The following is a 12,334-nucleotide window of genomic DNA, read 5'->3' as shown; positions in this document are numbered from 1 at the left end:
GACCAGGCAAGCGGGGGGCTACTGCCAGGGGTTTCGCGGGTTGCGCGGGGCGGGGGCGCCCGCCCTGCGGGCCGGTGCGCACTCGTGGCGTGCCGGGCGGGTGTGCCCCCGGCACGCTTCGGTACGGTCCCGGGGCTGCGTGATCATGCGAACCGGCCTTCGTGCGCGGCGCGGTGGTGGGGGTGCGGGCGGGCGGCAGGGGGCAGCCGTCGGGGCTCGGCGCTGGGGGCGAGGAGGGCCGGCGCGGACGGGGTGCGCAGATAGCCGAGCAGGAGTTCCTCCAGGGAGGGTTCGGCGGTGTGCCAGGGCCCGGCGACCGGGCCCTCGCGCCGTACCAGAGCGGTGAACTGCCGTCCCGTCAGCCGCGCGTCGACCACGGTGTGCGCGGCGACCCCGGGCGGCACGCCCTGGCCCTGGTGTGCGCCGGTGACCAGCGAGTGCGCACCGATGAGGTCCTCCACCTCGCCCGCCAGCCGCACCCGCCCCTCCCCGAGCAGCAGCAGGTAGTCGCAGACGCCGTCCATCTCGGCGAGGGCGTGCGAGGACATCACGACCGTGGTGCCGTGCTCGGCGGCCTGTGCCATCAGCAGGCTCACGACCTGGTAGCGCGCCAGCGGGTCCAGGTCGGCCAACGGCTCGTCCAGCAGCAGCAGTTCGGGGCGTTTGGCGAAGGCCAGGGCGAGCGCGACGCGGGTGCGCTGACCGCCGGAGAGCTTGGCGATCCGGGCCCGGGAGGGGATGTTCCCCTCCCGTACGACCTGATCGGCAACGGCCTGGTCCCAGCGCCCCGGGTTGAGCTCGCGGCCCAGCCGCAGCGTCTCCTCCACGGTGAAGCGCGCGTAGAGCGGCTTGTCCTGCGCGAGGCAGGCGATGCCCGCCCGCCCCTGGGCCGAGCCGGGGGCGGTGCCGCCGAGCACGCTCAGGGTGCCCTCGTCGGGCCGCACCAGCCCCGAGGCGAGCCCCAACAGCGTGCTCTTTCCCGCCCCGTTGGGGCCGACCAGCGCGCAGATACGCCCGGCCGGGAGCCGGAAGCTGCAGTCGCGAAGGGCCCAGGCGCGGCGATATCTCTTCCCGAGCCCTACGGCCTCGACCGCCGTGCGCCCCGAGAAGCGGCTGGTCAAGCCGTTCATCCGGCGCGCCCCCTTCCCCAACCATTCCACTAATGAAGTAGTGGAAGCCTGGGGGAAGTCGGCTGCGCGTGTCAACTTCTGCCCGGAGGCTGGAGGGCTGGGGCCGCGGGGCCTGGGGGAGGTGGGGGTGCGGGGCGGGTGGCGGGTGGGGACCCGGCCGGGCGGCGGCCCGCGAGGACGCCGGAGCGCCGGGGGCCGCCTTCCGGCTCACAGCTCCGTGCGGTACATCAGGTCCGTCTCGTGGGTGGTGAAGCCGAGGCGTTCGTAGACGGTGACGGCGGGGGTGTTGTCGGCGTCGACGTACAGCATCGCCGTGGGCAGGCCCTGGGCCGCCAGGTGGCGCAGGCCGATGGCGGTCAGGGCCCGGCCGAGGCCGCCGCCCTGGGCGCCGGGGCGGACACCGAGCACGTACACCTCGCCGAGCCCCTCGTCCGCGTGCGCCTTGGTCCAGTGGAAGCCGATCAGCCGGCCGTCCTTCTCCGCCAGGAAGAAGCCCTTGGCATCGAACCACTTCTCGGCCTTGCGGTCGTCCAGGTCCCGCTGGGTGAGCGCGCCCTGCTCCGGGTGGTGGGCGAAGGCCTCGGCGTTGGCCTCCAGCCAGGCCGCGTCGTCCGCGTCCGGCTGGAAGGTGCGTACCCGTACGCCCTCCGGGAGCACCGGCTCGGCCAGGTCGAGGCCGGCCAGCGGGCGGCGCATCTGCCGCAGCTCGCGGAAGAGCGTCAGGCCGAGGGTCTGCGCGAGGTGGCGGGCGGCCGGGTGCCCGCCGTGGGCCCACACCCGCAGCCGCCGCCCGGACTGCGCCAGCAGCTCGGCGCCCAGCGCGCGGCCGTGCCCTCGGCCGCGGCAGCCCGGATGCACCACCAGCTCGGCGGCCGGCGCCTCGACGGGGTCGGTGTCCTCCAACTGCGCGTACCCGACCAGCCGTTCGCCGTCGGCACCACCGTCACCGGCACCGTCGCCCCTGTCCGACGCGCCGGCATCGGGTACGTACAGCAACAGATGCCGCACCCCCTCACGCCGCCCGCCGCGCAGCTGCAGCCGCCCCTGCTCGGACACGGCCGGCTGCCCGTCCGTCCGCGCGGCCTGCTCGATCAGCCCGAGCACTGCCCCGGCCGCCTCGCCCGACAACTCGTCCCACACCTGGATCCCGCGGCCTCCCAGGCCGTTCCCCTGCACAGCGTCAGTCATGTCCGAAGCGTACGACTCCGGTGGCGCCGGCCCCTGGGAGGGCTCAGCCGCCAGCGGTCCGCCGGTCAGGGTGCGGCCATGGATCAGCGGGCCGGTGGGGCTGGTCGCGCAGTTCCCCGCGCCCCTCTCGGGGCTCGCCTACGGCACCAGGAGGCGCCACTGGAGGGCCCAGGGGACGAAGGCCAGGCCCGCGGTCAGGAGGAGGGCGAGGCGGAGGCGGGTGGGGGCGGGTATCTCGTGGCGGGCGCGGAAGGCGGCGAGGGCGGTGGCGAGGGTCGCCGCGATGGTGGCCAGGGTGCCGATGACGGCCGTCGCGCCGGTCGCGGCGAGCCAGCGTGCGGGACGGGGCACCGGACGGATCACCGAGCGGGGAGTACGGGACCCGGCCCGGCGCCCGCGGGTGACGGCGCGCGGCGCGGCCACGACCGGGTAACCGGCGAAGGCGACGCCAGTACGGAAGACACGGCAGGCGCGGAAGGTGGCAGTGGGCGGGGACAGGTGCGGAGACGGAGCAGGGGCACTTGCGAAGTTCACGTGTTCGACGTTACGGACCGCAGCCACACAGTGACCATCCGGCTACCCGGAGGGGTCATGGTGGGGTATCCCGCAGTATCGCCGGACCACTTCGACGGCGCGCCCCGGCCCGCTCAGCGACGTACATCACACCCGCATCGCGCGCGGCGACCCCCATGTTCCGGCCGTTGGTTACGGCTACCCGTGTGAAGGCCGTCGCAGCCGCAGCGGCCCGCAGGAGACCGGCGGCGCCGTGCGCGCCGTACGGCCGTCACCCAGGGAGCACCCACTCGTGAACGACGGCATGGTGAGCGTCCGCGTCCTGCTGATTCTGCTGATCGCGGGCCTGATCACGTACGTGGCCTTCCACAACCCGGCGCTCGGCGTGGCCCTCGGCGTCGGCGTCGTGGTCGCCGCCTTCATCCACCAGATCACCCAGAGCGACACCGAGAACACCGAGAACACCAAGGACGGCGGGGGCCATGGGGGCAACGGGGGCAGTGGGAACACGAGCGTCCCCAATTCCACCAACTCCCCCAGCTCCCCCAACTCCCCCACCCCCACCGACCGGTGACACAAAGTTATGGAGATCCAATCCCCCGGTTCCCGTGCGCACAGGGCGACTTCATCGGTAAGGGCAGCACCAGCAGATTGCCCGAGCGTCACGAAAGGGAACACGCTCATGACCCACGGACCCGTGCCGCGCGAGGCGGAGGACGACGACCGTTCGTCGGCGCCCCTGACCGCCCGTGCGGCGGAGCCCGCGCTCGCGCTGCCGGATACGCCGGATACGTCAGCGCCGGTGATCCCCTCCTCGCGTCACAGCCGCGACATCGAAGACCAGCTGCGGGAGCAGCGCCCCTTCATCAGGCAGACCATCGTCAAGATGCACCTCGGCCCGCACGTCGACGCCATCGAGCAGCAGGCGCTGTGGCGTCTGTACCAGGTCCTCAAGAAGCCGGGGTTCGCCTTCACCAAGGACGACGGCGGCCGGGGCCTGGTGTACCGGATCACGGAGAAGGCCGTGGCCGACTGGAAGCGCGAACAGGCACGGCGCAGCACCAGGGAACTGGTCACCGACACCGTCCCGGAGACCTCCGTGGCGGACGACCCGGACATGGAATGGTTTCTGCTGACCAGCAGCATCGACGCCCTGCTGGCCAAGACCATCACCGACCCGCAGGTCAGGGAGGTCTACCGGCTCTCCCTCCTGCACGCGATGAACACCAGCGAGATCGCCCGCGCGCTGGGCATCGACCGCGGCACGGCCCGTAAACGCCTGGCCGCCGCGCGCCAGTTGGTCGAGGACGACCCGGACGGCGCGTGGCACGAGCTGGGGCTCGACCAGTAGGCCCCTTCTCGGGGCCGCAGCTGCCAGTGCGGGGGCTGGCGGCAGCGGCCCCGAGTGGGGCCCTACTCGGGGGACCCACAAGGAAAGGACACACCTTGCACTCGAAGGATGAAGCACTCCGTTCCAGGGTGCGTGAAAGCAACAGGCGGCTTCAGGAGAAGTACGGGCCTGCTTCGGGGCAGCCGTGGGGGGCCGTGATGCGCGCCATCGCGGCCCAGAAGGTCGACGGGGAAGCTCAGGTGGACGGGGACGAGGGCGGCGCGAGCGCCGACAACGGGGCGGACGGCACCAGCGCGTCCTGCAGCACATCCGGCACCATGCCCAACCCGAACAACCGGTCGGCGCCACGAGCCGCCCGGCTCGTTCTGCTTCTGACCACATCACTGGCGGCCGCTGTCAGCATGATCACGTTGTCCACCGCCCTGATCACTCTGCTCACCGGCGCACTCGTGGCGAGCGCGCTCGCCCTGGGCACTCGTTGGGGGCACAGTGATCCGCCCCTGGTCGCGGCATCGCCCCGGCCGGGGCAAGGCAGCTAGCGCCGGGAACGGCTCACCCACCAGAAGTTGTCCCGATGCCGGCAAAGGGGCGCTCCCCAACGGGGGCAGGGAGCGCCCCCTGCACCGGCACGCGGTACACGTCACACGGCACGACGTACGAGCGAAGCGGCAACCTGCCCGTAACCCTTCACCCCCTGTTGCGCTACGCGCGTTGACCGTAGGCTTCGCACCGCCCGCGCCTCGACCGCAGGCACCGCACCGGTCGCCCCTCAGGGGCACCGCGCAGGTCGCCCCGCCGTCACCTTGCGAGCAGCAGTCACGTACGTCATTCCTGGAGGGGACCACATGTCAGCCACACCTCAACGGCGCCGCAGAGCCCGCCGCCTGGCGGCCGGAGGGATCGTGCTGGCCTCCGCGGCCGCGCTCACCGCCGTGGCACTGCCGGCCGGCGCGGACAGCGGGTACGGGCACGGCAAGGGCCGCCCGGACAAGGGCTCGCGCACCGTCGACGTGCAGCTCCTCTCCTTCAACGACTTCCACGGCAACCTCCAGCCCCCGCAGGGCTCCTCGGGAACCGTCGAGGAGGTCCAGCCGGACGGCAGCAAGAAGAAGGTGGAGGCGGGCGGGGTCGAATACCTGGCCAATTCCCTGCGTACGGCACGTAAGGGACACAAGTACTCCGTGACGGCCGCGGCCGGCGACCTGGTGGGCGCGAGCCCCCTGCTGTCCGGGCTCTTCCACGACGAGCCCACCGTCGAAGCCATGAACAAGCTGGGCCTGGACGTCACCTCCGTCGGCAACCACGAGTTCGACGAGGGGCGCCAGGAGTTGGAGCGCCTGCAGAAGGGCGGCTGCCACCCCAAGGACGGCTGTTTCGAGGACGGCAAGAAGTTCAAGGGCGCCGACTACCCCTATCTCGCCGCCAACGTCACCGACGAGAAGACCAAGAAGCCGATCCTGAAGCCGTACCACGTCTGGAAGCACAAGGGCGTGAAGATCGGCTTCATCGGGGTGACGCTGGAGGGCACCCCCGATGTCGTCAACCACGAGGGCATCAAGGGCCTGAAGTTCCACGACGAGGTCGAGACGATCAACAAGTACGCCAAGGAACTGGACCGCCAGGGCGTGAAGTCGATCGTCGCGCTCATCCACGAGGGCGGCATGCCCGCCTCCACCTCCTACAACTACGACTGCGACAGCCCGGGGCCTGGAGGGGGGTCCCCCCAGGCCAGTAGCTCTGGGGGAGGCATCTCGGGCCCCGTCGTCGACATCGCCAAGAAGGTCACGCCGAAGGTCGACGCGCTGGTCACCGGCCACACCCACCAGGCCTACGCGTGCACGATCCCGGACCCCTCCGGGACGCCGCGCACCGTCACCTCCGCCGCCTCCTTCGGCAAGCTCTACACCGAGACGACGCTGACGTACGACCGCCGTACCAAGGACATCGTCCGTACGAGCGTCAAGGCGCCGCGCGCCGCGAACCACGTGGTCGACCGCACCCAGCCCAAGGCCGCGGACATGACCTCCCTGATCAAGCGCTGGGACAAGCTGGCCGCGCCCATCGCGAACAAGCCGGTCGGCTACATCTCCGCGGACATCGCGGGCCGTGGCACGGCGACGCCCGAGTCGCCGCTGGGTGACCTGCTCACCGACGCGCAGCTGGCGGCCACCTCCGCCGAGGGCAAGGGCGGCGCGCAGCTCGCCCTGATGAACCCGGGCGGCATCCGCTCCGACCTCGCCCACAAGGCGTCGGGCGGCGAGGGCGACGGTGTGGTGACCTACGGCGAGGCGTACACGGTCCAGCCGTTCACCAACTACCTCAACGTGATCGACCTGACCGGCGCCCAGCTGCTGGCCGCCCTCCAGCAGCAGGTCAGCGGCCCCAACGCGGCCGAGCCGAAGATCCTCCAGGTCTCCAAGGGCCTCACCTACACCCTGGACCTCACCAAGTCCGGCGCCGACCGGATCGTGCGGGACTCGGTGAAGCTGAACGGCCAGGCCATCGACCCGGCCAAGACCTACCGCGTCGCGCTGAACGAGTTCCTGGCCGGCGGCGGCGACGGCTTCCCCGCCTTCAAGGAGGGCAAGAACAAGTACGTCGGCCCCTCCGACCTCGACGCCTTCACCTCCTACCTGACGGCGAACTCCTCGGCCACCGGCCCGATCGCCCCGCCGAAGGCGGACCGCATCACCGTGGTGAAGTAACCGGCACCACCGGCCCGGCGGGACAGGGACCGCCGGGCCTTCGCCTCTCTTCGCCCCGCTCCCACCCCGCGCGAGCGCGGAGGGCGCCGCCCGCCGAGCGCTACGTGTGCCGCGCGCCCGCCGGCGCCTCGTCCGGCGTGCGGACCTGCGCGCCCAGCGCCCGCAGCGCGTCCTCGATGTTGATGTGGAAGGCCTCCTGGGAGCAGCGCTGCCCCCGCGGCCCGGTGCACTGCTGCGCCGTCGGCGCGTACACCGCGTCGACCATGCCGCGCGCCACGGAGCGGGTGGGGTCGTAGGCGTCCACCGTGGCCACCGGGGCGCCGCTGTCGCCGGAGCCGATGCTGGGCAGGCCGCCAAGGTTGACCGTACGGAAGCCGGGGCCGACCCGCCGGCCGTCGACCTTGGCGTACTGGTCGAGCCGGGTGACGTACACGGTGGACTCCCCGGACGCCGCGCCCGAGGCGTACACCAGGCTCCCCACCGCCGGGTCGGCCGCGCCCACGGCCTGGCGCCCCTGGTCCTCGGCGGTGCCGTTCGGGCCGACGTAGTGGTACGAGCCGTACGAGCGGCCGGTGATCACCATCGCGTCCACGGTGCCCGAGCCCCACTCGCCGCTGCCGACGGTGCGGCCCACGCCCGCCGTCAGCCACTCCTGCCCGGCGCCGCAGTGCTCGGCGGTCAGCAGGCCCTCCTGGCCGTCGGCCAGCCGCACGGGGAAGCCGGTGCTGCACTGCCGCCCGGTCAGCGCGCTGCGGATGGCGGCGCCGCCCCAGTACGGCTCGGTGTCGGCCTGCCGCGAGACCGCCTGCGGCGCGGGCTGGACCGTGTACGTCACCGGGATGCCCGCGTACTGCTCGGGCGCCCACTGCGAGACCGGCCGGTCGGTGCCCACCTCCAGGGCGGAGAAGTTGTCCACGGGCCCGGTGGCGGTGACCTCGGCGCCCAGTCTGCCGGGCGGGGAGTCCATGAACTCCTCGGCGGCGCGCAGCAGTTGACTGCGGCTGAATCGGGCCTCGCGGACCTCGACGGGCACCGGCTCGGTGTCGATGAGGTCCTGGAGGTCGGCCGGGACCTTGCCCTTCCAGTACAGCGTGACGATCCGGGGCGCGATCCGCAGCCCGGTGAAGCTCGCGAGCCGCTGTTCCCGGACCTCGGCGCGGATCTCGTCGGCGACCGCCTGCGCCCGGGCGCGATCGGCCATTTTCCGCTCGGCGGCGGCCGGTGCCAGGGCGGCGGCCTTGGCGCGCTCCCCCGGGGCCGCCGAACTCCCCTGCGCCGAGGCGTGGTTGACCTGGACCGCCGCCCGGGCGGAAGGCGCGGCAGGGCCGTCCGCCGCGGCGGTGACGGGCCACAGCGCGACCGCCGCTGTCACCCCGGCCGCCACCGTGGCGGCCATCGGCTTCCGGTTGCTGATGCGCATACGCACAGGTCCTCCCGCGTCGGCGTTTCATCCAGGGGCAAAAGCGGCCGAGAGTGCACCACCGGCCGGCGTCTGTGCTTGACCCAGCCCTGACATGCGGTGATTTGCTCTGCTTCGCCGATGCGCGTGGTGCGCGTTGTGCGACGGGCCGCTCCCGGTCACTACACGCAGCCGGGGGCGCGAGGGGCTGCATCGACTTTCCGGGGCGGGCCAGGAGCTGATCCTCCAGGGCCCGGCCGGCCCTCTCCTGCCCGCTCCTGCCCGTTCGTACCTGCTCGGTGTGCGAGATCCGCAGCCCGAGAAGCACAGAGGAGAGCGAGAAGCGTGGGACAGTCCCTGAAGGACCAGGAGTTCGAGCGGTTCGCCGCAGCGGCACGCCCGGGACTGCGCGGGGCGGCGTACCAGCTGTGCGGTGACTGGCACACCGCCGAGGACCTCGCCCAGGTGACCCTCATCAGGATCTACGAGCGCTGGGACCACCTCACCGACCACACCCAACTGGGCGCCTACGCACGGCAGGTGCTGCTGCGGGTGCACGCGGGCGAGGTCCGGCGCAGCCGCCACCGCAAGGAAGTACGGACCGCCGAGTGGGGCGAGGCGGAGCCCAGCCGCAGCCACCCGCCGCGCATCGAGGACCGGCTGCTGCTCCAGCGGGCCCTGCACCGGCTCGGGCCGCGCCAGCGCGAGGCGGTGGTGCTGCGCTACTGCGCGGACTTCAGCGTGCGGCAGGCCGCCGAGGCGATGCGCTGCACTCCGGCGACCGTACGCAGCCAGACCACGCGTGGGCTGGACACCCTGCGCAATCTGCTCACTCCGGTGATCCGCGGTTAAGGGCGCCGCGCGGTGAGCAGTACTTTCTGGCTCTCGTTTTCCTGAGAAGGGCTCCCCCATGACTCCGACCCCGCAGCACTCCCCCGCTTCCAGGCCCCGGTTGCGCCTGGCCGCCGTCGCGCTCACCGCCGCGCTCATCGGCGCGGGTGCGCCCGCCGCGTACGCCGCCCTGGACGACCCCTCCCGGCCCGCCGCCGCTGCCCCCGCGGCCGCACCGGCGCCCGCGCCCGCCGCGGTGAGCGGCGAGACGGACGCCGAGGGCCGCCCGTTCGTCGAGACGAGCCTGATGTTCGGCACCGTGCGCCCCAACGGCGGACCGCCGGTCACCGAGAAGGAGTTCCACGCGTTCGTCGACGAGGTCGTCACCCCGCGCTTCCCCGACGGCCTCACCGTCCAGGACGGCTACGGCCAGTACCGCGACGCCCACGGCACCATCGAGCGCGAGCGCTCCTACGAGCTGATCCTGCTCTACCCGGCCTCCCAGGCCCGCGCCAACGACCCCAAGATCGAGCGGATCCGTACGGAGTACCTCAAGCGCTTCGACCAGGAGTCGGTCGCCCGCATCGACGACCGGGCGCGCGTGGACTTCTGAGCACCCGCGCCCGGCCCCCGCTCCGCCCCGTCAGAGGAAGTCAGCGAACGTCAGCGGACGTCACCGGAAATCGGCCACGTGCTCCCGGGCCCACTGCGCGAAGGTGCGCCCCGGCCGGCCGAGGACCGGCTCGACGGTGGACAGCGGCGGCCGGGTGCCGATGGTGGTGCCCAGGCCCTGGACGATCTGGAGGGCGACCTCCTTGGGGACGCCCTGGGCCGCCATCGCCTCGGCCGCCTCGTCCTCGCTGACGCGCACGAAGCGGGTGCCGCGCCCGATGGCCAGGCCGATCTCGGCGGTCATCTCCGCGAAGGTCAGCGCCTGCGGGCCGGTGACGGGGTAGGCCTTGCCGAGGTGGGTGCCCGAGGTGTCCAGCAGCGCGGCGGCGGCCACCGCCGCCAGGTCGGCCTCGTGGACGGGGGCGGTCACCGCGTCCGGGTGCGCGCCGCGGACCACGCCGGACTCGCGTATCCCGGCGAACCAGTCGAGGGTGTTGGCCGCGTACATCCCGCCGCGTACGAAGGTCCACTCCAGCCCGGAGGCGCGGATCGCCCGCTCGACGCCGGCGTGCCAGCGCGCGATGTTGCTCTCCTCGTCCTGGGGCGTGTCGGTCACCGCTATCGAGGAGTTGAGGACGATCCGCCGCACGCCCGCCTCGACCGCGGCGTCGACGACGGCCAGGGCCGCCTCGCTGCCGCCCGCCGCGAGGCTGAGGAAGAGGCCGTCCGCGCCCTGGAGGAGGGGCTCCATCGAGCCGGCGTCGGTCAGGTCGGCGCGTACGGTCTCGGCGTCGGCCGGGAGCCCGGCGCGCTCCGGGTCGCGGGTCAGCGCCCGTACGGACGCGCCCTGTGCGAGGAGCTGGCCGACCAGGCTGCGGCCGACGTTGCCGGTGGCTCCGGTTACTACGATCACTGCTGTTCCCTCCCTGAGGTCTCCGTGCCGCGCGCCGGGCTCCTGCGGCCCGGCCGTACGGCACCGAGGGGCGCCCGTCCGGGCACCCGCACAGGTAAAGGAAGATCGGGACCGCCGGATTCCGGGCGGGCGTCAGGGATCGGTGATTTCCTGCCATCCGGCCGGGAAAACCGCCGCATACCTCGCGTACCACCGGTAAGACTTGCGTTCGAGGGACCCGCGCGTGGTGGGATGTGCTGATGCGAACCCCCACACGCATACCCTCACCCCCGGAAAAACATCCCCCCATAGGCAACGGCGAGGACACCCACGCGTCCGGCCGCGGCCACACCCCGGCGACCGACGGCGGCAGCGTCCCCGCGGCAGGCGGCGGCAGCGCCCCCGTCGAGGACACCCAGCGGCTCGAAAGGGCCAATCCCTACGCCGACTTGGCGGCGCTCGCCGACCCCGAGCCAGGACCCGGCGACGACCCTCGCCACGGCACGCTGCGCGCCCGCACGCCCGACGACCCACTGGGCCTGGGCCTGCGCTCGGACTACGAAGACGCCGCCGAGGACGAGGACGCCTGGCGCCCGCCCAACCACCGCCGCACCAAGCGCGGCATCAGCCGGTTCGCCGCCGTACCGCTCACCCTCAAACTGCTCATCGCCGTCCTGGTCTGCGCCGTGATCCTCGCCCTGGGCGACCGGGTGGCCGTGCTGTACGCCGAGAACAAGGCCGCCGAGCAGCTGGAGAAGGCCCTGCACCTCAACGCCCGGCCCGAGGTGAACATCAAGGGCTTCCCCTTCCTCACCCAGGTGCTGGACAAGCGCCTTCAGCAGGTGGACATCGCCGTCCCCGACCTGGCCGCCGACCGCGTCTCCCTCGCGAAGTTCGAGGCCACCGCCACCGACGTACGCCTCGACGGCGAGCTGCCCACCGACCTCAAGGGCGGACGGATCGGCAGCGTGCACGGCCAGGTCCTGCTCGCCTTCGACGACATGAACCGCGAGCTGGGCGCCTCCCAGGTCAAATTCAGCGAGCTGGGCCCGGACACGGTGCGGGCGGTGGGCCATCTGCCCATCGCGGGCCACGAGTTGCGCGTACGGGCCGAGGCGCGCATCCAGCGCATGGGCGACCGCGGGGTCTCCACCGAGATCAGCAGGATGCGCCTGGACATCGGCGACGTGGCCGTCTACCGGCCCGGCACCGGCAAGGAGGAGGGCCTGCGGCTGACCCGCAAGGCCGCCGAGCAGGTCAGCCGGGAGGCCGCGAAGATCAAGGCGCTGCTGGGGATTCCGGCCATCGCACAGCGCATCGGCATCCCGCAGGAGTACATCGACCAGGCGCTGCGCAGCGAGCAGAAGCTGCACGAGCTGACCGGGGCGCCGCGCTTCATCTCCCAGCTGATGAAGGTCAATCTGGTCGATGTGGTCATCGACCACCCCTGGCTGCTGCAGAAGGTCGGCATCGACCCCAAGATCCTGGGCGCGCTGTCCGGCCTGACCAAGCCGCAGCTGGCGGACCGGCTGGCGCTGTCCTTCCGGCTGCCCGAGATGCCCGGTGACGTACGGCTGCGCAACATCACCGTCGGGCGGGACGGCATCCATGTGGCGATGACCGGCGCGGACCTGCCGTTCGGCGAGAGCGCCGAAAAGAAACCGCAGAAGCAGAAGTAGCAGTGGCGGGGGGGGGGGGGGGGGGGGGGGGGGG

The 12,334-nt window shown here is 72.7% G+C and carries 12 protein-coding genes; 7 read left to right on the top strand and 5 right to left on the bottom strand.

Going from position 1 to position 12,334, the window contains the following annotated elements; all coding sequences use genetic code 11:
• Nucleotides 1–143: 143 nt before the first annotated feature.
• From AC4IJH_RS25850 to AC4IJH_RS25840, 3 genes are all read right to left on the bottom strand, one after another.
• A complete protein-coding gene (locus AC4IJH_RS25850) occupies nt 144–1,130 on the bottom strand; it encodes an ATP-binding cassette domain-containing protein (RefSeq protein WP_490854253.1) in 987 nt (328 codons plus the stop codon).
• Nucleotides 1,131–1,337: 207 nt separating this feature from the next.
• Nucleotides 1,338–2,318 carry a mycothiol synthase gene (mshD, locus tag AC4IJH_RS25845; RefSeq protein WP_490854252.1) on the bottom strand — a complete coding sequence of 327 codons (981 nt, stop codon included), beginning with the start codon at nt 2,316–2,318 and terminating at the stop codon, nt 1,338–1,340.
• Between the two features lie 138 nt (nt 2,319–2,456).
• Nucleotides 2,457–2,852 carry a hypothetical protein gene (locus tag AC4IJH_RS25840; protein ID WP_490854251.1) on the bottom strand — a complete coding sequence of 132 codons (396 nt, stop codon included), beginning with the start codon at nt 2,850–2,852 and terminating at the stop codon, nt 2,457–2,459.
• A gap of 271 nt (nt 2,853–3,123) precedes the next feature.
• Here AC4IJH_RS25840 and AC4IJH_RS25835 point away from each other — a divergent pair, with 271 nt between their 5' ends.
• From AC4IJH_RS25835 to AC4IJH_RS25820, 4 genes are all read left to right on the top strand, one after another.
• On the top strand, nt 3,124–3,405 hold the full coding sequence (locus AC4IJH_RS25835) for a hypothetical protein (protein WP_490854250.1): 282 nt from the start codon (nt 3,124–3,126) through the stop codon (nt 3,403–3,405).
• A 108-nt stretch (nt 3,406–3,513) separates the two neighbouring features.
• Nucleotides 3,514–4,182, top strand: coding sequence for an RNA polymerase sigma factor (locus AC4IJH_RS25830; RefSeq protein WP_490854249.1), 669 nt, complete (start codon nt 3,514–3,516; stop codon nt 4,180–4,182).
• A 95-nt stretch (nt 4,183–4,277) separates the two neighbouring features.
• Nucleotides 4,278–4,721, top strand: a complete 444-nt coding sequence (locus AC4IJH_RS25825) for a hypothetical protein (protein WP_490854248.1) — start codon at nt 4,278–4,280, stop codon at nt 4,719–4,721.
• Between the two features lie 306 nt (nt 4,722–5,027).
• The gene (locus AC4IJH_RS25820; RefSeq protein WP_490854247.1) at nt 5,028–6,887 is read left to right on the top strand and encodes a bifunctional metallophosphatase/5'-nucleotidase; all 1,860 of its coding nucleotides are present in this window, start codon (nt 5,028–5,030) and stop codon (nt 6,885–6,887) included.
• A gap of 100 nt (nt 6,888–6,987) precedes the next feature.
• Here AC4IJH_RS25820 and AC4IJH_RS25815 read toward each other — a convergent pair whose 3' ends face one another.
• Entirely contained in the window at nt 6,988–8,307 is a 1,320-nt protein-coding gene (locus AC4IJH_RS25815; RefSeq protein WP_490854246.1) for a chymotrypsin family serine protease, read from the bottom strand.
• Between the two features lie 324 nt (nt 8,308–8,631).
• Here AC4IJH_RS25815 and AC4IJH_RS25810 point away from each other — a divergent pair, with 324 nt between their 5' ends.
• Both AC4IJH_RS25810 and AC4IJH_RS25805 read left to right on the top strand, forming a co-directional pair.
• On the top strand, nt 8,632–9,138 hold the full coding sequence (locus AC4IJH_RS25810) for a SigE family RNA polymerase sigma factor (RefSeq protein ID WP_490854245.1): 507 nt from the start codon (nt 8,632–8,634) through the stop codon (nt 9,136–9,138).
• Between the two features lie 58 nt (nt 9,139–9,196).
• Nucleotides 9,197–9,730: a DUF3574 domain-containing protein gene (locus AC4IJH_RS25805; RefSeq protein WP_490854244.1), complete on the top strand. Its 534-nt coding sequence runs from the start codon at nt 9,197–9,199 to the stop codon at nt 9,728–9,730.
• 60 nt (nt 9,731–9,790) lie between these two features.
• On the opposite strand, the gene AC4IJH_RS25800 is transcribed toward AC4IJH_RS25805, so the two are convergent.
• Nucleotides 9,791–10,642 carry an SDR family oxidoreductase gene (locus AC4IJH_RS25800; RefSeq protein ID WP_490854243.1) on the bottom strand — a complete coding sequence of 284 codons (852 nt, stop codon included), beginning with the start codon at nt 10,640–10,642 and terminating at the stop codon, nt 9,791–9,793.
• A gap of 239 nt (nt 10,643–10,881) precedes the next feature.
• Here AC4IJH_RS25800 and AC4IJH_RS25795 point away from each other — a divergent pair, with 239 nt between their 5' ends.
• Nucleotides 10,882–12,300, top strand: coding sequence for an LmeA family phospholipid-binding protein (locus AC4IJH_RS25795; RefSeq protein WP_490854242.1), 1,419 nt, complete (start codon nt 10,882–10,884; stop codon nt 12,298–12,300).
• Nucleotides 12,301–12,334: the final 34 nt, after the last annotated feature.

The organism is Streptomyces sp. UF-297 (assembly GCF_058245575.1).
This window is presented reverse-complemented; position numbering and strand designations above follow the sequence as displayed.

Bases quoted from the DNA above. Each gene is read 5' to 3' on its own strand.
- AC4IJH_RS25850 (WP_490854253.1), bottom strand. From the start codon at position 1,130: ATGAACGGCTTGACCAGCCGCTTCTCGGGGCGCACGGCGGTCGAGGCC.
- mshD (WP_490854252.1), bottom strand. From the start codon at position 2,318: ATGACTGACGCTGTGCAGGGGAACGGCCTGGGAGGCCGCGGGATCCAG.
- AC4IJH_RS25830 (WP_490854249.1), top strand. From the start codon at position 3,514: ATGACCCACGGACCCGTGCCGCGCGAGGCGGAGGACGACGACCGTTCG.
- AC4IJH_RS25820 (WP_490854247.1), top strand. From the start codon at position 5,028: ATGTCAGCCACACCTCAACGGCGCCGCAGAGCCCGCCGCCTGGCGGCC.
- AC4IJH_RS25815 (WP_490854246.1), bottom strand. From the start codon at position 8,307: ATGCGCATCAGCAACCGGAAGCCGATGGCCGCCACGGTGGCGGCCGGG.
- AC4IJH_RS25805 (WP_490854244.1), top strand. From the start codon at position 9,197: ATGACTCCGACCCCGCAGCACTCCCCCGCTTCCAGGCCCCGGTTGCGC.
- AC4IJH_RS25795 (WP_490854242.1), top strand. From the start codon at position 10,882: ATGCGAACCCCCACACGCATACCCTCACCCCCGGAAAAACATCCCCCC.